Origin of the sequence: Bradyrhizobium sp. 141 (genome assembly GCF_023074055.1) — a bacterium.
In the GTDB taxonomy this organism is placed as follows: Bacteria; Pseudomonadota; Alphaproteobacteria; order Rhizobiales; family Xanthobacteraceae; genus Bradyrhizobium.
This window is the reverse complement of record NZ_JADPKR010000113.1, coordinates 1-22195: the sequence shown is the minus strand read 5'-3', so window position 1 is coordinate 22195 and position 22195 is coordinate 1. Positions and strand designations below refer to the sequence as shown.

General features: G+C 59.6%; 15 protein-coding genes and 1 tRNA gene. 10 read left to right on the top strand and 6 right to left on the bottom strand.

The features are described from left to right. Window positions 1-85: 85 nt before the first annotated feature. Window positions 86-457, bottom strand: coding sequence for a DUF3175 domain-containing protein (locus IVA81_RS37555; RefSeq protein WP_247327590.1), 372 nt, complete (start codon window positions 455-457; stop codon window positions 86-88). A gap of 182 nt (window positions 458-639) precedes the next feature. On the opposite strand from IVA81_RS37555, the gene IVA81_RS37550 reads away from it, so the two are divergent. The 3 genes from IVA81_RS37550 to IVA81_RS37540 all read left to right on the top strand — a co-directional run bounded on the left by IVA81_RS37550 (window position 640) and on the right by IVA81_RS37540 (window position 4654). After that, on the top strand, window positions 640-2124 hold the full coding sequence (locus IVA81_RS37550) for an MFS transporter (protein WP_247327734.1): 1485 nt from the start codon (window positions 640-642) through the stop codon (window positions 2122-2124). 4 nt (window positions 2125-2128) lie between these two features. Beyond that, window positions 2129-2947, top strand: a complete 819-nt coding sequence (gene otsB, locus IVA81_RS37545; RefSeq protein WP_247327588.1) for a trehalose-phosphatase — start codon at window positions 2129-2131, stop codon at window positions 2945-2947. A 243-nt stretch (window positions 2948-3190) separates the two neighbouring features. Next, window positions 3191-4654, top strand: a complete 1464-nt coding sequence (locus IVA81_RS37540; protein WP_247327586.1) for a trehalose-6-phosphate synthase — start codon at window positions 3191-3193, stop codon at window positions 4652-4654. 151 nt (window positions 4655-4805) lie between these two features. Here IVA81_RS37540 and IVA81_RS37535 read toward each other — a convergent pair whose 3' ends face one another. Beyond that, window positions 4806-5147, bottom strand: coding sequence for a hypothetical protein (locus IVA81_RS37535; protein ID WP_247327583.1), 342 nt, complete (start codon window positions 5145-5147; stop codon window positions 4806-4808). Window positions 5148-5341: 194 nt separating this feature from the next. Between IVA81_RS37535 and IVA81_RS37530 the strand changes: the two genes are divergently transcribed. The 6 genes from IVA81_RS37530 (at window position 5342) to IVA81_RS37505 (ending at window position 17803) form a co-directional block, all read left to right on the top strand. Further along, window positions 5342-5431 (top strand) — tRNA-Ser (locus IVA81_RS37530). Window positions 5432-5997: 566 nt separating this feature from the next. Continuing rightward, entirely contained in the window at window positions 5998-7650 is a 1653-nt protein-coding gene (locus IVA81_RS37525; RefSeq protein WP_247327580.1) for an Eco57I restriction-modification methylase domain-containing protein, read from the top strand. Next, window positions 7647-10304, top strand: a complete 2658-nt coding sequence (locus IVA81_RS37520) for a hypothetical protein (protein WP_247327578.1) — start codon at window positions 7647-7649, stop codon at window positions 10302-10304. The genes IVA81_RS37525 and IVA81_RS37520 overlap by 4 nt, the downstream gene beginning before the upstream one ends. After that, window positions 10301-14725, top strand: a complete 4425-nt coding sequence (locus IVA81_RS37515) for a helicase-related protein (RefSeq protein WP_247327574.1) — start codon at window positions 10301-10303, stop codon at window positions 14723-14725. Before IVA81_RS37520 ends, IVA81_RS37515 begins: the two co-directional genes overlap by 4 nt. Window positions 14726-14730: 5 nt before the next feature. Next, window positions 14731-16965, top strand: coding sequence for a hypothetical protein (locus IVA81_RS37510; protein ID WP_247327571.1), 2235 nt, complete (start codon window positions 14731-14733; stop codon window positions 16963-16965). Then, complete coding sequence (locus IVA81_RS37505; RefSeq protein WP_247327569.1) at window positions 16946-17803, top strand: phospholipase D-like domain-containing protein; 858 nt, start codon at window positions 16946-16948, stop codon at window positions 17801-17803. The genes IVA81_RS37510 and IVA81_RS37505 overlap by 20 nt, the downstream gene beginning before the upstream one ends. 329 nt (window positions 17804-18132) lie before the next feature. Here IVA81_RS37505 and IVA81_RS37500 read toward each other — a convergent pair whose 3' ends face one another. Genes IVA81_RS37500 through IVA81_RS37485 form a run of 4 tightly spaced genes read right to left on the bottom strand, consistent with a single transcriptional unit; the run spans window position 18133 to window position 20583 of the window. Next, window positions 18133-18594, bottom strand: a complete 462-nt coding sequence (locus IVA81_RS37500) for a hypothetical protein (protein ID WP_247327567.1) — start codon at window positions 18592-18594, stop codon at window positions 18133-18135. Beyond that, window positions 18591-19970, bottom strand: coding sequence for a recombinase family protein (locus tag IVA81_RS37495; protein ID WP_256469426.1), 1380 nt, complete (start codon window positions 19968-19970; stop codon window positions 18591-18593). The genes IVA81_RS37500 and IVA81_RS37495 overlap by 4 nt, the downstream gene beginning before the upstream one ends. Further along, complete coding sequence (locus tag IVA81_RS37490) at window positions 19967-20410, bottom strand: DUF2924 domain-containing protein (RefSeq protein WP_247327566.1); 444 nt, start codon at window positions 20408-20410, stop codon at window positions 19967-19969. The genes IVA81_RS37495 and IVA81_RS37490 overlap by 4 nt, the downstream gene beginning before the upstream one ends. Next, window positions 20407-20583 carry a hypothetical protein gene (locus IVA81_RS37485; protein ID WP_247327565.1) on the bottom strand — a complete coding sequence of 59 codons (177 nt, stop codon included), beginning with the start codon at window positions 20581-20583 and terminating at the stop codon, window positions 20407-20409. Before IVA81_RS37485 ends, IVA81_RS37490 begins: the two co-directional genes overlap by 4 nt. A gap of 101 nt (window positions 20584-20684) precedes the next feature. Between IVA81_RS37485 and IVA81_RS37480 the strand changes: the two genes are divergently transcribed. Beyond that, window positions 20685-21590 carry a hypothetical protein gene (locus tag IVA81_RS37480; RefSeq protein WP_247327564.1) on the top strand — a complete coding sequence of 302 codons (906 nt, stop codon included), beginning with the start codon at window positions 20685-20687 and terminating at the stop codon, window positions 21588-21590. Window positions 21591-22195 lie beyond the last annotated feature (605 nt).

Sequence of the window (22195 nt, the reverse complement as noted above, 5' to 3'; positions counted from 1 at the left end):
GGCGTCATACTCCACTGTCGTCCCGGATCGGCGCTCCGTTTGTCCGGGAGGACAGCGGAGCAAGGGACGCCAGCTGCGCTCACCCTCACTCCTTCCCGAACGCCCGCTTCAGCTCCACCTTCGCGCGCTCGAGCCGGGTGCGCTGGGTTTGCGGCAGCGTCTTGCCGGCGCGATTGATGTAGAAGGTCAGCATCGACAGCGCCGAGCGATAGGCGCCAGTCTTGCGGCGTGAGCTGTGCTCTGCCGATCGTTTCAGCGACGTCGCGATACGCTTCGCGCTGGTCAGCTTGAACACACCGCGCTTGAGGTCGAGCGCGTCGCTCTCCTTCGTCACGTGCTGCGACCAGCGCTTCGGCGCAGCACGCTTCGAACTCTTCCGCCCGGTGCTGCGCTTTGCGCTCGTCTTCCTGCGCGCGGCTGTTTTGCGGGATTGTGTCGTCTTTCTGACATGAGCCATGCGTCAACTCCTTGCGGCCCCATCGGAAACCAGCGGCACGAAGGGCCGTTCCCATGGGAACCTGGCCTCGCCGCAGACGTTGTCGTTGGTGGCAGGCGGAATGCCGCACCCCGATGATCGGATCGACCCCGTCCACAACACGTGAGCCGGGGGCACTTCCATTGATCAGACACAACAACCCGATGGCATTGCAGCAAAGCCCAGCGCCGAACTATGCTCCTGTAGTCGCGGCGGCCGCCGCCGATCGCATCGTCGAGACCAGCATTCCCTCGCGCCTCGACGCACTGCCCTGGAGCGGCTTTCACACCCGCGTCGTGCTCGCGCTCGGCATCACCTGGATCCTTGACGGGCTTGAGGTGACGCTTGCCGGTGCGCTCTCGGGCGCGCTGAAACAGAGTTCGTCGCTGCATTTCTCCAACCTCGATCTCGGCATCGCCAATTCCGCCTATCTCGCCGGTGCCGTGCTCGGCGCGCTCGGCTTCGGCTGGCTCACCGACCGCATCGGCCGCAAGAAGCTGTTCTTCATCACGCTGGCGCTCTACCTCTCGGCGACGGCGGCGACTGCTCTGTCATGGAATGTGGCGAGCTACGCGCTGTTTCGTTTTCTCACCGGTGCCGGCATCGGCGGCGAATACACCGCGATCAACTCGACCATCCAGGAGCTGGTGCCGGCGCGCTATCGCGGCTGGACCGATCTCGTCATCAACGGCAGTTTCTGGATCGGTGCCGCGATGGGTGCGGTCGCGGCCATCGTGCTGCTCGATCCCGCTGTGATCGCGCCCGATCTCGGCTGGCGTCTCGCTTATCTGATCGGCGCGACGCTCGGCCTCGTCGTGCTGTTGATGCGGATGTGGATTCCGGAAAGCCCGCGCTGGCTGATGATTCACGGCCGTCCCGAGCAAGCGCATGCCATCGTCGACGAGATCGAGCGCTCGGTGGTCGGACACGGCCAGGATGCGGGCGACGGACGCTTCACGAAGATCCGTCTGAGGATGCGCGACCACACGCCGATCCGCGAGGTCGTCCACACGCTGTTCTCGGTTTACCGGCAGCGCGCGCTGGTCGGCCTCGTTCTGATGAGCGCGCAGGCGTTCTTCTACAACGCGATCTTCTTCACCTTCGCGCTGGTGCTGACCGATTTCTACGGCATCAGTGCCGAAAACGTCGGCTGGTACCTGCTCCCCTTTGCTGCCGGCAATTTCCTCGGGCCGCTGCTGCTTGGCCGGTTGTTCGATACGCTGGGCCGCCGCGCCATGATCATGTTCACCTATGGCATGTCGGGCCTGCTGCTGGCGATCTCGGGCTATCTGTTCTCCATCGGCGTGCTCACCGCGCAGGGGCAGACCGTCGCCTGGATGGTGATCTTCTTCTTTGCCTCGCCGGCTGCGAGCGCGGCCTATCTCACCGTCAGCGAAACCTTTCCGCTTGAAGTTCGTGCGCTGGCGATCGCGGTGTTCTACGCCGTCGGCACCGGTATCGGCGGCGTGATCGGGCCGGCGCTGTTCGGCGCGCTGATCGATACGGGATCACGCACCAGCGTGTTCGCCGGCTATCTGCTGGGGGCAGTCCTGATGATCGCGGCCGCGATCGTGGCGTGGCGCTATGCCGTTTCGGCGGAGCGCAAATCGCTCGAACAAATCGCACGGCCGCTCGCCTTTATGGAGTAGACTGATGAAATCGGAACTTGCAGAAATGGCGTTGGACCAGCAGCCCACCATATTCGACGACGACACGCCCGAAACGGTGCCGGTGCCGCATGCGCTCGTGCCGCATCTCGGTGAGACCGCAATTCTGCTCGACATCGACGGCACCCTGCTCGACCTGATGCCGACCCCGCGTGAGGTGTGGGTGCCGCCGGGACTGTCTGAAACGTTGAAGCATCTGACCGAGCGCACCTCCGGCGCGCTGGCGCTGGTCAGCGGCCGCTCACTCAACGACATCGACCTGATCTTCGCGCCCGACGTGTTTCGCGCCGTCGCCGGCCACGGTGCCGAGATGCGACTGTCGGTCGACAATGAGGCCGATGCCGTGCACGCGCCGCCGCTGGACAAGGAGCTGAAGCGGCGGCTGGCGGCCATCGCCAAGCTCAGCCCGGGTATTCTGCTCGAGGACAAGGGCTATTCGCTCGCTCTGCATTACCGCCTCGCGCCGCACGCGGAGAAAGCGATCTATGAATCCGTCTCGGTGATCCGCGCCGACCTGCCCAATGCGCCGATCGAGGTGCTGCCCGGCAAGTTCGTCTGCGAGATCAAGCATTCCGGATTCACCAAGGCGACCGGCGTGCGTGAACTGATGAAGCGGGAGCCCTTCAAAGGACGGCGTCCGATCTTCATCGGCGACGACGTCACCGATGAAACCGTATTCGCGATCATGCCCGACATGAACGGGCTTGCCTTCTCGGTCGGCCGCCGTGCCATGGGCGTGAACGGCCATTTCGACGCCCCGAACGACGTACGCGCGTTCCTTGCCCGCCTGCTCGATCCAAGGTGAAACCAAGGCAGCGCCACGCCGCCGACATGAAGCTCTTGGAAACGGCGCAGCCGCGCGCCGCAACGCGTGCCGCGCAACATCGCCGCAAAAGCTGTCTTTGCAGTGAAATTCCCGGTTCCCACAAGCGAAACCAGTTCCAACGCGCGCGCCCGATTTTGGTTTCAATTGGTTGAAACGATGATCAGGAACCATATTGATGAACGGCAGTTAAATGGGGTGGAATGAAACAGGAGGGGACGACCTGTGAACTTAGTCGTCGTTTCGAATCGCGTCGCGCGCGGCAAGCCTAACGAGCCCATGACGGGCGGCCTCGCGGCGGCCTTGTTGCCGGTGGTGGAACATTCGGGCGCGATCTGGGTGGGATCTTCGGGCCGGGTGCGTGACGGCCATCAGAAGGAACCGTTCGCCGAGATCGAAGCACTGGGAACGGGCGCGATTGCGACGCTGGATCTGCCGGCAGCGCATTACGGCGGCTATTACGAGGGCTTTGCCAATTCGGCGCTGTGGCCGGCGCTGCATTCGCGCAGCGATCTGATCCGCGTCTCGCGCGAAGATTATGTCAGCTATCGCGAGGTCAACGCCTTCATGGCGCGCGCCTTGATGCGCTTCCGAAAAACCAAGACCGCGTTCTGGGTGCAGGATTATCACTTCCTCGCGCTCGGTGCGGAACTGCGTAATCTCGGCGTCGACGATCCGATCGGCTTCTTTCTGCATACGCCGTGGCCCGTCGCTGCGGTGATGCAAGGCGTGCCCAATCATCGTGAGCTGATCACGGCGATGCTGGCCTACGATCTGCTCGGCTTCCAGACCAATGAGGATTGCCAGAACTTTCTCGGCTATGTCGGCGGCGAGCTCGGCCTCACCATCGAGGACGGCGTTGCGATCTCTCAGCATGGCCGCACCCGCTGCGAGGTATTTCCGATCGGGATCGATGCGGAGAAGTTCGCGGCCTATGCCGCAAAATCGGCATCGCATCCCGATGTGTCGCGGCTGCGGCGCAGCCTCAACGGCGAGCGGCTCGCGATCGGCGTCGATCGCCTCGACTATTCGAAAGGCCTCGTCAACCGCATCAGCGCATTCGACCGGCTGTGGACGGATCAGCCGCAATTTGCGCGCAGCATCTCGCTGCTTCAGATCGCCAATCCCTCGCGCGGCGCGATCGAGGCCTATGGCAATCTCCAGAACGAGGTCGCGCGCCTCGTCACCGACGTTAATGGCCGCCACGGCGAAGTGGATTGGACGCCGATCCGCTATTTGAACAAAGGTTTCAGCCAGGCCGTGCTTGCTGGTCTCTATCGCACAGCGCAGGTCGGCGTGGTGACGCCGCTGCATGACGGCATGAACCTCGTCGCCAAGGAATATGTCGCCGCGCAAAACCCGGCCGATCCCGGCGTGCTGGTGCTGTCGAAGTTCGCGGGCGCAGCCAACGAGCTCGAGACCGCCTTGCTGGTCAATCCGCACGACATCGACGGCATGGCGCGCGCGATCGCGGTCGCGGCCGCAATGCCGCTCACCGAGCGCAAGATGCGCTGGGACGCGATGATGAAGAAGCTGCGCGGCCACACCATCCAGCAATGGTCGGCCGACTTCGTCGCGGAACTGGAGAAGTGCCGGACCGAGAAGGCCGCGGAGGCGCCGCTCGCAGCGCAGCCGCCGCAAGCACTGCGCTGGCTGAGGTCGGCGATATCAGGCGTGCGGTTGATTTAGGATCCTGCGTCATGGCGGGGCTTGTCCCGGCCATCCACGTCACTCCTCGTCCTTAAGAACGTGGATGCCCGGGGCTTCGCCGCGCCGAAGCGGCTTCGGCCGCGCAGGCGGGACAAGCCCGGGCATGACGGCTAGCCGCAAATAACGACATTCAATAACAATACGACACCCCATCCAGGATCGCACACTGCCGCTTGTTCGGCGCATTGGGATCGTCCATCGGCACCATCCCCTTGCCCTGGCCGACGAACACGCCAGGCCCGACATGGACCGAGCTCTTGTTGCCGATGATCACGCTTGGATGCGGCGTCGCGCTGGAGCGCGTGCCGTCCGGCCAGATGATGGCATCGCCGGACAGCACCCCGCGCCGCCCGTCGTTGCAGCTCACATCGACGCCCTGCCGGGTGCAGACCTGGGCCAGGGCCGGCACGGCGAAGACGGGGACAAGGGCCGATATCAGGCTCAGCGCAGTGATGGTCTTGCGGATGGTCATGGCGTCCCCGGTCGTGGTTGGCGTCCTCACGTGAATCGTCGCGCCAGACCCGCCACGGGTTCGGCCGCCAAACGGTTCAAGGCATGTGCGACGCCAGATATTATCGCGTAAATACAACAGGTTGCGGAAAATTCACCCGATTCCCCTTCGATCCCTTGCAAAATCATCGGCGCCCCTTCAAGAGAGGGCGCTCCGGAGAGATGGCCGAGTGGCTTAAGGCGCACGCTTGGAAAGCGTGTGTGCGGGAAACCGTACCGTGGGTTCGAATCCCACTCTCTCCGCCACCCCACCAAAATCGTCTCGTACTTGGAGCTGGAGACAGGCCAGAAACTCGGCCGTTTTCCTGCTTTTCTGCGGGCGGAGAACTCCCATCCTTCATCCAGCAGGGGCCTCGATGAAGCCGGAGAACCGAATTTTCTCCGAATCTTAGAACCCGCAAAATTGGTCTAGTACGGCATTTCTCGGAAAAACAACGGCTTCGTTGCGCGGCGGTTTGGATCTCTCTCGCTCAACCGATGAGAACGAAGGACTCCGATTCTATGCCAATCGATTCGGAATTTGCGGATTCGATCGCCTATGCATTCCGACGGCAGCGGTGCGCTCAGGCACTGAGGTTTCTAACAAAAGCTTGTCAGTGAGTGTGGCCGGGTTCGTTGCTCTTCACCCGCTCTAGGCATCTCCGAAGGGAGCGGATTAGAAGTGCGCGGATTGTTCGTGAATCATTCCGGTCGGCCCAACTTGGCGCCATTCGGCCGAAAGTCTGATCATCCACCGCACAATATCTAGTGGCCGGCACATATATCAACTGTATAGTCTTCCCGAAGACTCAACCAGTTGTTCGGGGCGGGGGATGGAGGGGTACGTCGCGGAGAGCGCCGGGGTAGACCGGCCTTGGCAGGGAGAACTGTGTCAGTTCTTCACGCGTGCCGATATTGCCCGGCTGTGCCTCCAACGGCTCGACCTGCCTCGGAACCTATCGTCCATTCGGCTGCTAGAACCTGCAGCCGGGCAGGGGGCGTTCATTCTACCGCTTATCCCGCGGTTAGTTCGCCACAACCGCAAGCTCCGGCAGCCGGCTGAAGCGCTGGCCGACAATATCCGGGCGTTCGAAATCGACCCCATCGTCGCGGCGGCTTTGCGGCAGCGGTGCGCGAGCGCGTTGCATGAAGCCGGTATCGATAAGGATTCCGCGCGCAAGATCGTGCGTGCCTGGGTCAGGAACGAAGATTTCCTCGAGGCAAATCTCAAGGGCGCGTTCTCGCATGTTGTTGGAAATCCGCCCTACATTCGCTGGGACGCCGTACCGTCGTCCCTACGGGACGCCTATCGAAAGCGATTCGATTCCTTCAAGCAGCGAGCCGATCTTTACATACCCTTCATCGAAAAATCGCTCGAGCTGCTCGCGCCGCGAGGACAACTCGGCTTTCTCTGCCCGGGCACGTGGACCCGCAACGTCTATGGTGGAAGTATTCGCGAGGCGCTCACGTCCCGCGGACACATCAAGTCGATCTCCGACTTCAGCAACATCGACAGCTTTGAAACGCCGGCAGACGCTTACCCGCACTTCTTCGTGTTTCAAAATGGCCGCTCGGGCGCAACCTACATCGCTTCCATGAATACGAGGGGCAAAAGCGCCCGTGTTTCCGCGTCCACGACCCGTCAGTTTGCTCCGTCAAACTCTCCCTTGATTCTCAACGTCGGCGGCGATGTTGCAGCCACTGTACGACGGGCTCGCAACAAGTTTCCGACCTTGGAACAAGCCGGGTGTTTGGTTCGCGTGGGGTCGGCGACCGGTTCAAACGAGACCTTCCTTGTCGATGGCCCAAACGACATTGTCGAGAAGAGCCGTCTCCTACCATTCGTGAATGCCCGATCGATCAAGAATGGCGTTGTGCAGTGGTCAGGAACCAAGATCGTCAATGTCTTTGACCGCTCCGGCAAGCCCGTGGCGCTGACACGATATCCACGTCTTCGCCGGTACTTGTATCGCCACAAGGACGCGCTCAAGGCGCGCGCAAAAGCGAAGAATGCTAAGATTTGGTGGCGATCGATCGATGCGCTTCAACCGGAATGGTATGAGGCTCGCAAGCTGCTGATCGTCGACATTTCGGCTGTACCGGTCATCGGAATCGATCGGAAAGGCTGCTGCGCGGGCGGTGGCGTCTATCAGATCCGAAGCAAAGAATGGCCGCTCCAAGACCTTCTGGTCTTTCTCTCTGCGGGCGTACTGGGACTGTTTGTGGCCGGGATGGCCTCGGGTACGGAAAACAGCTTCCATCGATTCCAGAAAGAACACATTGCCAAGGTCCCACTGCCGCGCTGGCGCAAACTCGACAAGCGCTGGCGCACCGAGTTCAAGGCTGCGCGCAAGCGCGGCGACCGTGACACCATCCTCGATATGATCGCCGTGCTGTACGGGTGCCGCATCGGTACTCTGAAAAAATACGTCGCGCGCGATTGGAAAACACTCTTTGAAAGGTCAGAGACGCAGAGGCTATCGTGAAGCGTTCTCCATGGGAAAGAAAGCAACCCAACCATGCCGAGATTGCCGCGGCGAACGCCGAACGCGCGCGTTCCCTTCTGAGCCGCTTGAGGAAAGTGACCGAGACTGCGCCGGTACAGGTACAGAAAGAAGAACAACGCGTTCCCGAGCCTGCTCCCGCGTCCGCTGCCATTGCCCACGATGACCTTGATTATTCGGTTCTTCAGCAAGAGCCGAACGCCGAGCTCAAACTACTTGTCGATCTGTTCGACAAGGTCGCCGCGGATGATTGTCCTCTCCATTTGAGCGTTGCGTGGCCGCATATTCCGCCCCGCATGATCTTGCCGTGGATGCTTCGCGAAGTCTGCCGCGGGCGCGTGCGCCAAGCATCCCGTACCTTATTTATGAACATGGGCCGTCCGGCTCTCCAGACACTTTCGGGGGTGGTTGCTCGCACATCCCGGTTGCAAGCGCGCGGAGTCTTCAGAAGCGGCATTGATGGGCGCGGCGATGGTGCCGCGCACCCCATTGGGCCAGATGCACACTTTCTGATGTTCCTAGGCGATACCCGCAATTCCAACGTTACTGCCGTGCCCTTGATTTCAATCGTTCCTCATGCCGTGGCCTTGAACGATGACACATTCTGGCGAGATTTCGACGAAAAGACGCTCAAAGGATTTAAGCGGTATTTCGATCTAAGCCGCCTGCAATCGATCCGCTCGCACCTTGACGTTTTGACCTCGGCCCACCGTAGCTCCGGCTTTGCGTTCCTGATGCCGTCGCATTTTGACCAAGCTGCGCGCCGCAAAGCTCTACGATGCTTACCGGGAAATATCGATCTTGTCGTGATCGACATGACGACCCACGCCGTTCGTGGCCGGGATGCAAGCGATCTTTTGAGAGACCTTCTTCACGAGCTGGAGCTGCAGCGGAATCTCACGCCCCGGCGCACGTTGATCGTTACCGATTGCCCGCTCCGCTATTCGTTCCTTCGAAGTGCCGCGGAAAACCGACGCGATGCGGGTCCCCTCGGCACGCGCGTTCAGGTTCATCGGCTCACATGGTCATCGCGCGGCAAAGGCTGGGAGGTTCCAGCTCCCATTCAACCGGCTCCGCCGCCCCAAGTTGTTACGGTCGCATCACAAGAATGCGTCGTCGCGACGAGGATATGGCGGCATTCGCACGAACTTGAACCGGCCAATCCGCTAAGGTCCACACTGATTGATGCCGCCGTGGCGCTGAAGGGCATGGCGCTTACAGCATCAACCGCAGATGAGCTTCTCGCACCTTATGCGGATACACACGATGCCTATCATCGCATAAAACGCGAACGGCATTCGTTCGAGCCACACTTTAACAAGGCACAGGGACTGATCGCGGAAGGGCGCGGCGGACACGCACGCGGCGACATTGAGCGAGATCTGGCTGATGGCCTCTCTCTGGCTTCGGCGCTGCGAACCGGAACGCCGCTTCTCCGCTATCTAAAGCGTTTGCTGGATGAATCGAGCCGTAACGAGGATATCCTCGTGGTTCTCCGCCATCCGGAAGATGCCCAGCAAGCCAACATTCTCTTGCTGGATTACTTGACCGAACCTGGCCGCTTTACGCAAGGCGTGCCGGAACTGCGTGTGACAACATCCAGCCGGTATGCAAGCGAGTTGGTGGCAAGGCATCCGACCTGTGTGGTTTGGGCGGCGTCACCCATCGCCGGTACGCGTGCTTACGTTGGCGACCCGCTCGCTTCCAAGCAGTTTCGATTGCTGGTCGCCGGGCAGGATGTCGTGACCATCGGCCGGATCCTCAAAGTGGTCAATGGCATGCCCGAATACCACGCCTTCCAAGATCGCATTGTGCGTCTCTCCGCTGGCCTGCCACGGGCACCCAAGGAGGTCGGCGACATTTCCATTGCGCTGAAGCTCGATCCCGATCGACCGAGGATTGCTTTGCCGTTTACTGGCCAGGGGTACATGTTACTGGATGGCTATGGCAGGGTCGCCGCAGGACCCGGCACCACGTTTTACGTTCTCGATCCGGTCAGCCAGGAACTCCATCCGCACGAAGCACGGTCTATAGAACTTGGCGATGCAGTCTTCGTGATGTCCGACTCCATACGTGAAGAGATCGAAGCCATCCTGCGCGAGAAGGACGACCGCGGCCGTACGCTCGAACAGGCGATGGTCGATCAATACAAGGCTTACGTGAAGTCCGGCATCGAACGATTGAGCACCCAAGAGGGCAAACGCCCTACGGCGGCTCGCATCCACGAGATGCTGTTCGAAGCGAATCCCGCATTACCCTCTATCGGTAAGCAAGCCGTCGATTACTGGCTGCAAGCGGCCGAGCGCCTTGACGTCGACACGCCTTATGCCGCCAGCGACCCAGCTCATTTTGAAGCCTTCCTGCATTTGATGGGCGCAGGCCTCATGGCCCGGCCCCTCTCAAGTGCCATTCGTATCGTTCGCTCCGCGCTCCAGCGCGACGGACACACCAACCGGGCGCTCTTCGATCGCCTTCTGCTCGATCCTGACAGCCTGATGCACACGCACCGGGTCACCTTCGACAAGCTTCGGGGTCTGCGCAGCGAAGCGTTGGAGAACGTATACCCCGTACTTGAGAAACACCTTGAGAGCAGCACGCGTCACTCGTCGAACTCAGTCCAGGCGGCAGTGTCATGACCGATCTCACCTATCCAGCCACCGGGCAATTGAACCACACGTCAAAAGAGGCGGTGGCGTCGGCCATTCTGCATCAGACGTTTGATCGCCTCCGCGGCGCTGGCGAGTCGGGGCGCATTGTCTATCGCGAGAAGCCGTCGAAGTTACTGCTCACCCAGACCTTATTGCCCCGTCGTAAACCATCGCCCGGCGCGGCAACCTACATGGACAAGGAAGACGTAACGTCGCCTTCACATGTCGGCACCGTTGGCATGACGTTTCAGATTGCCGACCGCCGGGACAGATCGATTGCGGTGTCTCCGAAGGCGTGCATCTATCTCCGGATATTGCCGTCCGTTGAGGATCTCCAGCACCGCTCCGTAGTATTCCGGCTTTCGAAGGATGCGCGCTCCGTCATCATGCGGCACCGGCGCGATGCGCTGCGGGACGCAGAGATCGAGAACCGTGAATTACTGGGTGCTGAAGGTAAGAAGAGCGCTGCCTGGCAAGCCATCAAAGAAGCGGCAACGGAGAGAGCCCAGATAGCCGCGCTCGCCGAACTCCGCATCGGCTCCGCCGTTCTGCGCGAAGTCCCGAAGCGGGAGGCACTTGTTTCCGTGCTTCCCGATTCCGATGAAAGAGGCGCTCACGATGACCCCTCGGTGAGCGATGAGTCGGCATCGGACGACGTCGCCGACGACAGCGCCACAACAGACGGTGACGGCACCGACATTGAGAAATCCGGAAACAATGCCGGAAGCGCCGAAAGCGATACCCTGCGCATCTTTGAGTTCGAGGTTCGACCGGGCGCACCACACCCACCACCCGCCGTTTTAACGGAGCCCGAGCAAATTCCGCAAAAATGGATTCGCGTGCCGGTCAACTTCGGTACCTTGCGCATCGATCTTTCGCGGGACGATGCCGCCATCGAGCAAGCGATTACTGCGTTCAATGGTTCGATGAAGAAGGCGATTGATGATGCCATCGACGCGTGGGCCGCTGATCCAGACGCGGCTTCCGGTGGCCTCCTGTGGGGTTTTCCTGGTGGCCGCGGATCGCATAGCCAACGGGTAACACCCGCCGATGTCGTCGCTTGGCCTAATACCCTCGTGCGGCTGCGCACGAACCGACGATTGGCGCGGCCTAACATTGAACCCGTCCTAGAATACGAGAATCTCGACGACCCGTTGCATCCGCAAGAACGCACGATCCGAATCATCCTCGCCAACGAATCCGAGCTCATTAAAAACGATTACGCGGCCGCACGCGAGACCGACGCAACGCTCTATCAGGTTCAACTCGCCGTCGAGTTCGCGCCCGACCTTCACAAACCTATCCGCCTTGAGCGGATCGAGCCCTCCTATAGGTACAACCGCTATCTCACGCACGACGCCCTCGGCATCAATTGCGGCATCCGGCGCCGCCGGTTCACGGACGCACACGTCCTCGAGACCACACCGCTTCCGATCTACTTCCAACCCCTGACCGAACAATTTGAGACCTCGCCTGGGCCCGTGTTTGACGCCTTGGGCGGTCCGGACGGCGGGCTGCCATTCTTGCGCGAGCTGCTTAAAGCGTATGACCGCTGGCTTTCCGATATCGCTGTATCTAAGCCATATGAGCAGGGCCTCGATATTCAAACCGATGCCGCTGATCTCGCACGTGAAAAGCAGCAGTTTGAAACGGTCGATTTACCCGCCTGGCAGTCTGAGCGGCGCGCCATTGCCCGCGGTGTCGCCATCCTCGAACTAGCAGCGGCATCGGCCGCGAGCGGAAAATCCTACGACTCCGAGGAAGTCCTGCCGTTAACTGCATGGCGTTTCATGAACCAAACGTTCAAGGAATTTTGGTCTCGGAAAAATTCAAAAGTTGCCCAATGGCGTTTGTTTCAAATTGCTTTTGTTTTGGCGCAACTACCTGCCGTCGTATCGCGGCTCGACACTTGGAAGAACAACGAATTCGCGTACGAGCCAAACGACGATCGCGAAGCTACCTTGCTCTACTTCTCTACCGGCGGCGGTAAATCGGAGAGCTTCTTCGGCCTTCTCGTATTCTCGCTGGCGTTTGACCGGCTGCGCGGCAAACTGCGCGGGATCACTGCTGCGGTGCGCTATCCGCTACGCCTCTTAACCAGCCAGCAGGCGTTCCGCCTTTCGCAAGTCTTGGCTGCCGCGCAGCGGGTCCGCTGGAGCTGGAGCCAGCAATCGCAGTCTCTCAAAGGACATGAGTTTGCCATCGGATTTTGGGTTGGCGGAAACAACACCCCGAACAACTCCAGCGCGCGCGGTGTGAGCGAGATACCGCGGCTCGACGACGATTGGGATGAGCTAAATATCCGCAAGGGCGACTATGCGCTCTACCTCAAAAAATGGTCGCGGCTCCCGGCTTGCCCATTTTGCAACGGCTCGTTCGTTGGCAGCGACGGCAAGCGCAAATCCACCGTTGGCCTTCGGCGGTTTCACGAAGGCAGCGAAGAGCGCCTGGCCCATTTCTGCTTCAACAAGGAATGCGAATGGAACCGGCAGCATCAAGCCAAGCACCAGCCCTGGCCGCTGCCTATTCACATTATGGATACGGATATCTATGCCCACACGCCGTGCGTTCTTCTCGGTACCGTGGATAAGCTTGCGCTCATCGGACAAAGTGCTCGGACCATCGCCAGAGTAATGGGCATGTTCGGCTTTCCGGCTTGGCATCACGTCGACACAGGCCGGCTTATTTCGCCGAGCACGCGAGAGCAATTCCGGAAGGGACCGCAGGCGTTCGGGTGCGAAGCCGTATTCCCCTTCTACGGGGATGGAAAGCATCTGCTCCTTGACCCTTATCCCCTCTTGGAGATTCAAGACGAAGCGCATTTGCTCGATGAGTCTCTCGGCACCTTTTCCGGCCTGTTTGAGACCACCTTCCATCACGCGCTGCGCACGCTCGCCCCGCTTTTGGACCGCCCCGGCGCATCGGCGTCTGCCCCTTATCGCGGTCCGCGCATCGTGGCGGCATCCGCCACGGTCACGGAACCCGAGCGTCAAATCGACCAGATCTATCAGCGAAGCGTGCGGTTATTCCCGCAGTCGGGGCCCGATCTCTACGAAAGCTTCTATTCCCGATTGGCCCGGCCCGAAGCGCGAGATAACGCGCGCAAAAACAGCCCGAATGCCGAACACCGGAGCCCCACGCGGCGCCGGTATGCGTCGCTCATGACCAATGGCCGGACGCATACCGCAGCGACGGTGGGCGTCCTGTCGGCATTTCACCTGACGATTTCGGAGTTGCTTACCCGTCTGATCGAAGGCGACGATGCCGCGCGCTGGCAAGTCCGTAATGCGATGGCCGAGGTCCTGCCGGATGACGTCTTCCAACCGAGTCACCGGGGCGCGATCCTTGACCCATCCACGACGCATGCGGAGATCGCGGCTATCATCGATCTCAACAGAATTGCACTCCTTTATGTGACGAACAAGAAGGGCGGCGACAATGTCAAAGCCGCGCTTCAAGATGTCGTTCGGCGCGATCACCGCCTTGCCGGCCTTGGCGAGTTTCCGGGTGTAAAGACGCAACTCATCACGGGCGCCATTGACGCGGGCCTCATTGGCGCCATCGTCAATGAAGCCGCCAGCAAGCCTGCTGTCGGCTCTCCTCTACGAGTCGAGAACGTGCGCGATTCTCTTCGTGGCGTGATCGCGACGTCCGCGATCTCGCACGGCGTCGACGTCGATGAGTTCAACATGATGTTTTTTGCGGGAATGCCGGCGGACATCGCGGAGTATATTCAGGCCTCATCCCGTGTTGGACGAACCCACGTCGGCACGAGCATTTTGATTCCAACCCCGCAGCAGCGGCGCGACCGCTACGTCGTGGAAATCCACGACATCTTCCACCGCTTCCTCGAGCGTATGATTGACGCTGCCCCGGTAGAGCGGTGGGCCGAGAACGCCATCAACCGCACATTGGCGTCGTTTCTGCAGCTGAAACTGTGCGGGGTCGACTACATCACCAACATGAACGGCGCGAGGAGTGCCGCCGACAAGGCTGCGCTTGCGGAGCCCGATAATGTCGGGGAAATCGGAACCCGCTCGCGAAACGACCATATCAACTTGCTTCACGACCTGCGCAAGTTCGTCGTCGACGGCGTGGGCCTCTATCACGCGACGTCGCCGATCAATAAGACGTTCTATGTCGCCCGCATTGAGCAATTGTTCGATAGCGCGACCACCGCTATGGAGCAGTCGAACTGGCGGACCGAGACGTTAGAGACATTCTTCCGCCAACCGGCATGTCCGCTTTCGAAGCCCATGACGAGTCTGCGCGACGTGAACGAAGCTGGAATGCTCGAGGGCGGCTATGGCAGCGGTTCGGACCGCATCAACCGGAGCGATCTTGGGCGGGTCATGTCGGCCTTGATGCGCGGAAACAATGCGTGGACGGCAGGCGAAGCCGGGGAGTAGTGCGAATGGCAAGACGACCCAAGCAAGAGGATGGCGAGGAAGAATTCGCCCGCGGCCCTTCCATGACAAGGTCCCAGGCGCAGATCGCGATGAGCTATGCTCCGGGACAACACTTTACATTCGAGGGCGCAGCCGGCGCTTGCCAAGCTATACCATCACCCGACGCCACCCCCGCAAAGCCGAGCGCCACCACGCGCGTTCAAATCGAAATGCGCATAAACGAAGCAGCTCGTGCGTGGTTCGATAAGGCGATAAGTTGCCGTGAGAACAGTACTCCACCAGCTCCGAGGCCGCTCCCGGAATTCTGCGTGGACGTCTCCCTTCTGGATGCAACACGCCAGCAATACACGTTCCGGCCACAAGCCTTGGTTTATCTGCGCCCTGACCGGATGGGCTACTTACCTTACCCGACCACACTCATTTGCAGCGAGTGTGGTCTGATCGAAGCGACCGAAACGCCACGCCGGATGGGTCAGCGGCTCAGTGAACTCGCTGAAAAGTGCCCTCATCCGAAGCGCCCGGACGATCCCAAAGATTGCTCCTGGGGACAGCTCGACGTGATTTTTGCGCACTGGTCCGGTTCGTGGAAATCCGCGAGCCCAAATATGACAGTATACGATCAGGCATCCCGGCGGCCCATTAAGCGTTACGCGATGTGCGGAAAGTGTGGCAGCCGGCAGTTCGTACTCAACAAAGACCAGGTTGCTCTGTCGAATTGGTCGTTCTCCTGCGCGGCTTGTGGCACGCGCCATCCGGATCCCTGGATCGACAAGTGCGACGAGACTCTCGGCCGGATCGCTGCAAATATCGTTCCCGGCGGCAACATCGCCGGCGAAGCCTCCATGGAGAAGATCAATTACGCGGCGTCGGCCGCTTACTTTGTCAAATCGGATACGTTCATCACTTTCCCGGAAGGTTCCGGCATTGAGGCGTTGGAGCCCGGACAGACCCACCTGCTCCCGCAGGCAATCGAGCGAATGATTGGGCTCGAAGGTGCGGCTCTCAGCGATGATGAGATCAGGACGCAGCTTTTGGAAAAAGGCCGGCATGCCGAAGTAACGGAATTCGACAGCATCCTTCGGCTGGCCGCTGACAGCACGAACGAGCAAGCCCTTACGTTCATCACCGGCATTAAGGCCGAACGGTTGTCGGGCTGGACGAAATCGGGCTGGCTCAACCGCAAGGGCGCGTTACCGAGCTACATTCTCGATAAGCTACATCACCGGCACGAATGGTCCGGCAAATACGATCCGTTCCGTCTAATCGTTGAACACGCCGCTCTTTCGAACACCAAGCTCAAGGGAGATATTGTTTCCGGCCGCGCCAGCTACGTCGATTTTGACAATCCGGATGAATGGCTTGTTCCGCCGTCATCCAACGAAAAAGAGATTATGGTGACTTCGGCACACGAGGCGCAGCGCCAGCTCGGGCTGACACGCGCCGGCCTCATTACGAAGTTCGATCTGTGCAAGTTCAGCTATGGCTATTCGCGCGTCGAGAACGGCCCCAAGGTCTTGAAGCACGACCGTATGATGCCCGTGCGCCTGAATCTGTTTCCCAAGGTGCGCGCAGGCCACGAACCGTTGCATCCGGTCTATGTGCTCGAGCAGTCCAACGAAGCCTACTATTTCAAGCTCGACGAGGAGCTCGTCCGGGCATGGCTCCGCCAATCCGAGTTGGGCTGCGCGGATGCGGCGCTGCTCGACGATTTCAGCGGCAACTTTGCCGCGGCCATGCTTGGTTCCGCTAAGGTAATGAGCGGCTATCTCGAGGAGCATGAACGGAAATCCGGTCCGACCATATACTCGATGACCTACGCACTGCTGCACTCTTACTCCCACTATGTCATGCAGGGCATCCAACAGTTTTCCGGTCTCGATCTTGGCTCGATGGGCGAGTACATTTTTCCGTGCGATCTGGCGTTTGTCGTCTATCGCAATGGAATGACGCTCGATCTCGGCGATCTCTCCGCGCTCTGGCGAAATCATTATCAAGCGTTCTTGTCTTACCTACGAAACTTTCCGACGTCTCTCGGCTGTAATCTGGGAAATCTTTGCATGACTAAAGGAGGTGCCTGTCCAGATTGTATTATGATTCCGGAAGTCATCTGCCTGACGGCGAACAAATACCTCAGCCGGTCAACACTGATCGGACGGGGGCGGCCTGATTTTCTCTCAGGTGAGGAGCGGATCAAAGGCTATTTGCAATTCGCGCTCGAAAATGCCCGTGCTGCGAAATGATCAAATAGCCTCTGAACTGCTGGTGGACCTGCATTCTCTTGCAGGCCAAGCGGCCCGTATTCTGCAGTATTTAAGCCAGACGCCGACTTCTATTTCCGGCTCGGACGCAGAGCTCGCCGGGCGCGTCGGAGGCGTATCGGCGCAACAAGTAGCTCTCGTGAAGCGGTCGCTTCTGCGAACGGGTGTTGCTGTAGAAAACGGATTCGCTTTGCGAATCGTTGCGCATCCAGGTCAGTTGGCGCGCTTTGCGGCAAACTTGGACGGCGTTTCGATTTATCTCCGGAGCCACAAAGACGCGGATGCCGTGCGGGTTGTCATAACTGAACCGGGCAATAACAGTGCTTTGCGACGAGAAATCAATCGCAGAGGCTTGCCGCCACGCCTATTTCAAACGCGTGACGCGTTTCTGAATCTGGCGCACGGTACAGAGCGCGTGCTGACCGTGTTGGCGCCGTTCCTCGATGATGCCGGCTGCGAATTTCTCATCGACCTATATTCGGCCTGCCGACCGGGCGCCGCCAAAGAACTCATCTGCCGTCCCTTGAATGAACCCCATTGTGGCGACGCCTTCCGCAGACGCGAGAAAGAGTTCAAGCGCCTTGCTGTAGCGGTCTATGAATATGCATTGCCGTCGGCGCTACCCTCAGGACGGGAGACTTTCCATGCCAAGGTCGTCTTGGTAGACCAAGCGGCCTACTATGTGGGATCTAGTAACTTCATGGCTTCCGCACTGGACCGCTCACTTGAATGCGGTGTGATTGTGCATGGAGAGAGTGCCCGCGAGCTTCGGAGTGTTATTGAGGCACTGAAAACCGTGGCCGTTCGCGCTCTCTGGTGAACGCGTCGCCTTGCGCGAAGTCGAAGTGGATCCGAGATGGCCGGGGAACGTTAGAAAACGTCCACCATTTCGTCCAACTGTCTCGGTGGTCGTAGAATGTTCTGTTGAATTTGCTAGAGTTTTCAAGGATCGTTTCGCAGCGGGAAGCTCTTTATCCGCACCAGCGTCGCGAATGACAGGCGTCCCCCTTGAGTGCATCGACTTATTTACTTTCGAGCCGATTCATCACTGATAAGGCTTGCTCGCAAAGCTTATCAGTCGGCAAAATTCCATAACATTCGATGGGCGAACCCGCGCCGGCTGAAACCACTTCCATCTTGTAAGGGGTTTTAACGCGCTTCAGCCTTCTTGGCAGATGAGCTGAACACCGCCTGCTGCTCGTCCCACTCGGCAGGGATGGATTTCAACAACTGTGCTAGCTCCAGCCCCTCCGGCTGCAGCCCATTCAGGATGGCTTCGGTGATGGCCGGCGAGAGCAGGGTCAGCCGAAGCACCCGGCAGAGATAGGACTCGTTGATCTTCTCGGCCCTAGCGAGGTCTCGCACTGAGCTAAACAGGTTGGATTCGAGCATGTTGCGCCAGCGATGCGCCCGCACCATTGCCTTGACTAATGTGTTGTCGACCTGAGGCTTCGGGGGCGACCAGACTTCCGCACTTGCCGGAGTAACCACGCGCTTGCGCCCACCCGATCGTCGCAATGAAATCGGGATGCTCACAACCATTGTCCGGCCATCGCGGCTGAGCTTCGGTCGACCGATGGGACCGAGGGTGAGGGTGGTCGGTCGGTTCATTCGGCGGCCTGCTGGAAGGGCTGGAGTTGCAATTCCGAGGAGAGCGAGGTCAGGCCTTGGACCTTCAATGTGATGTCCATGCGCTCGGCATGCATGTCGATGCGCTCGACGAGCAGCGCAACGATCCGTGCCTGTTCTGCCGGAAAAAGCTCGTCCCAGAGTTCGTCAAAGCCGAGCAGGGCGCTTCGCACCTCCGCCTCGCTAACATCAGCGGGTTGCTTGCGGAGAGCACGCCAGGTCTGAACGATCACTTCGGGTGTTTGCAGCAACCGCCGAACTTGATCGATGATGATTCGCTCTAACTCGGCTGCGGGCACCAATTTGACGGGACATTCTGATCTACCCTGCTTCATCGCAGTCTGGCTGATGTAGTAGCGATAGAGCCGGCCGGATTTCCGGGTGTGGGTTGGCGACATCGCCGCGCCATCGGGCCCGAACAACAGACCCTTTAGCAGGGCAGGGGTTTGTGCCCGGCTGTTGTTGGCGCGCTTGCGCGGGCTCTCCTTGAGAATGGCGTGGACCTGATCCCAGAGCTTCTGATCGATGATTGCTTGGTGCTCGCCTGGATATGAGGTGCCCTTGTGAACGGCCTCGCCAAGATAGACCCGGTTGTGAAGGATCTTGTACAGCACCCCCTTGTCTAGGAGTTGTCCGTATCGCGTTCGTTCGTTGGCCGCGACGAGCTCGCGAGCCAGCAGGGTCGCGGACTTGAGCTGTACGAAGCGCCGAAAAATGGCCCTAACCCGCTCGGCATCGAGCTCATGAATGAGCAATTTGCGGTCGCGGACTTCGTAGCCGAGCGGCGTCCAGCCGCCCATCCATTTGCCGCGCTTGCGAGAGGCCGCAACCTTGTCGCGAATGCGTTCCCCGATCAACTCGCGCTCGAACTGGGCAAAGGTCACGAGGATGTTCAGCGCCATGCGGCCCATGGCATCCTTGGTGTTGAACGATTGGGTGACCGAGACAAACGTCACCCCATGGCGTTCAAAGAGCTCCACAAGGTTGAGGAAGTCGAGCATCGACCGCGAAAGTCGGTCAATTTTGTAGACGACGATGACATCAATTTTGCCGGCCTGGACAGCAGCAATGATCCGCTTCAGAGCAGGCCGTTCGAGGGTGCCACCCGAGAAGCCGCCATCATCGTAACGGTCGGAAACTGCGGTCCACCCCTCGGCCCGCTGGCTGACGATGTAAGCCTCACATGACTCTCTCTGGGCGTCGAGCGAATTAAAGTCCATGTCGAGGCCTTCTTCGCTCGACTTGCGGGTGTAGACCGCGCAGCGGATCTTTCGGACACCTGGCCGGCCTGTGGCTGCACTCTCGAAGGAGTTGGCGAATAAGGAGGCTCGGCCCTTTTGCCGCTTGCGGGAGTTCATTTGCCCGTCGACTTTTTCAAGCCGAAGAAGACCCAGCCATTCCAGTTTGTGCCGGTGATCTGACGAGCAACCGAGGACAGGGACTTGTAGGGTCGGCCGAGATATTCGAAGTCGTCGTGACGAACAGAGACGCAGTGCTCCACGCCCTCCCATTCGCGAATCAGCTTGGTCCCTGAAACGGGGCGCAGAGCCGGCCGGGCTTTGCGGTCTGCCGGCTTCTGGTCGGCATATTGCTTGGCCATGGCCTTAAGCCGCTCGGTGGTTTCCCGGCTCAGGCCGCCATAGGCCAATTCCTGAATGCGGTAGGCCAGTCGTCTCTCCAGGAAACGGCGGTTATAGGCAGGGGGCTCCGTATCGAAAAGCTCGCGCCAGCGGGCCTTTAGAACGGGGGCGGAGGCGCCCTTTAGGGCCGCCAACTGCGACAAAATGGACTCTTTCACGGGGTAACTTCCTGGGCTTTTCGGGCCACATCACCCTCAGACCGTTCGCCACAGTCGAGCAGAGTTTCTGTCCCACAGCGGGTTTTTTGACTGGACTTTCGCTCCGAAAGACGCTGGTGGGCGACCGCAAGAATGGCTGCAATTTCGAGGAGGTCGCTGTCCGAATCGGTCATGGACTGAGTCCCAAGTGGCTCAGACCGTGTACTCGACAGCTTTTTAGGGCGTCTCGGTTGAAAAATGGCAGTGAAAGGAAGAAGAATCCCCGCCTGACAATTTGAAGATTCTCTCCCGAGTTATGGCCGCCTCAAAATATATAGCCTTCGTGGACCTGGTGAATGTGTGGTCGGAGCAAAGCGGTGAGCTACCTTTGCTCACCCTGCGCCGAATCTGCGACTGGGCGATCTCCGGCCATTTTCCAGAAGGAACATTTCTGCTCCCGAGCGGCGAACCGATCGACGTTCTCGAGATGTATTGGGCGATGAAAAGAGATATCGGAGTGCACGCCCCGATTGATCGGGACTACGCAGCTAAGCTCCTCAATCGGATCATCGTCAGCAAGTCTGGGATACGCAAGTTTTGTGAGCACCATGAGGTAGAGCTACCTCCGGGCGTCGGGTCATTAGCCTCGAGTCTACGTCGTCTGGTGAGAAAGGCGCGACACCTCGGTCCCCCCGATTGTCCCGGTGGGACTGCCGCTGCGGTCCGTCGAGAAGCCATCCACTGGGCTACGGGGGGCTTTGGCGATTTGGAAGACCCCATTTTAGATAAACAGCACTCCACCCAAGGGGCGCACGAAAGCGAAGTCGATCCTTGGACTGGTCACTACGACGATGCCCGGGCAAGTGATGCTCCAGAGCTACCAGCAGAGCTTGCCGAGCTTGATAGCGAATGGAAGAACCTTGCCACCACGGCCCAGCATGAGCGTGAGGTAATTGCTGAGAAAGCTCAAGTGCTTGATCCTCAGAGCAAGCGGAGCGCTGGCCGTCCTCCCGGTTCCGGCTCCTATCAAGCAGGAGATCTAGAGCTGGTCGAGGAGATGCGGGCAGATATCCTTGCAGGTAAACATACATCGATCGCAGCCGCGGCGCGGGCTCGAGTATCGCGAGCGGCCGGGTTTGGCAGCGAGGCCTCTAAGGAAAAGCGTCTTACGACGAGATATTCCGAGCGTTATCCCGCCTGACCCCATTTATCTGCTTTTCTCCTCCATTTAACTTCCAAGACTCGGCGGTGGTGTCTTGGCTAGCTGTCGACGCGCTGGATCGCGGATCGTCCGCCTGTAAGCCGGCGCCGAACAGTGCTGGCCGATGCCTTTTCAACCCAACGATATCTTGCTTGCCTTCAAGCACATTGCGATGTCGGAACGGCTCAATGGTACCGAGAAGCAGTTCGCGGTTTTTCTGATCGATAGTTTCAATCGGAAGACCGGCCGGTGTGACCCCTCAGAAGAAACGGCCGCTCACATCCTAAAATGCAGCACGCGGACGATCATCAGGGCTGGCAATCGCCTCGTTGAAGCCAAGTTATTCCGTAAGCGCAAGCACGCAGGCAACCGGCACTGCAACAGCTACGAGCCGAACTGGGAAGCCTTCCGTGACTTCGAACACCGGTACAAGCTCCGACGGAAAGAGTGGGCTGCTCGCTTTGAGCGTCCAAACTTGTCATCTTCACAGTGCCAACCTTGTCACTCTCAGAGGCTGTGAATCTATGTGATTTGGCGCGTTTCCGTTTGCCGAACGGTGAGCCGAATGATTCTCTGCTTTCAAAGGTCGATGGAGGCAGGGATGT

Coding starts and splice junctions, on each gene's coding strand:
- IVA81_RS37555 (WP_247327590.1), bottom strand. CDS start 457: ATGGCTCATGTCAGAAAGACGACACAATCCCGCAAAACAGCCGCGCGC.
- IVA81_RS37550 (WP_247327734.1), top strand. CDS start 640: ATGGCATTGCAGCAAAGCCCAGCGCCGAACTATGCTCCTGTAGTCGCG.
- otsB (WP_247327588.1), top strand. CDS start 2,129: ATGAAATCGGAACTTGCAGAAATGGCGTTGGACCAGCAGCCCACCATA.
- IVA81_RS37535 (WP_247327583.1), bottom strand. CDS start 5,147: ATGACCATCCGCAAGACCATCACTGCGCTGAGCCTGATATCGGCCCTT.
- IVA81_RS37525 (WP_247327580.1), top strand. CDS start 5,998: ATGGAGGGGTACGTCGCGGAGAGCGCCGGGGTAGACCGGCCTTGGCAG.
- IVA81_RS37515 (WP_247327574.1), top strand. CDS start 10,301: ATGACCGATCTCACCTATCCAGCCACCGGGCAATTGAACCACACGTCA.
- IVA81_RS37510 (WP_247327571.1), top strand. CDS start 14,731: ATGGCAAGACGACCCAAGCAAGAGGATGGCGAGGAAGAATTCGCCCGC.
- IVA81_RS37505 (WP_247327569.1), top strand. CDS start 16,946: ATGCCCGTGCTGCGAAATGATCAAATAGCCTCTGAACTGCTGGTGGAC.
- IVA81_RS37500 (WP_247327567.1), bottom strand. CDS start 18,594: ATGAACCGACCGACCACCCTCACCCTCGGTCCCATCGGTCGACCGAAG.
- IVA81_RS37495 (WP_256469426.1), bottom strand. CDS start 19,970: ATGAACTCCCGCAAGCGGCAAAAGGGCCGAGCCTCCTTATTCGCCAAC.
- IVA81_RS37485 (WP_247327565.1), bottom strand. CDS start 20,583: ATGACCGATTCGGACAGCGACCTCCTCGAAATTGCAGCCATTCTTGCG.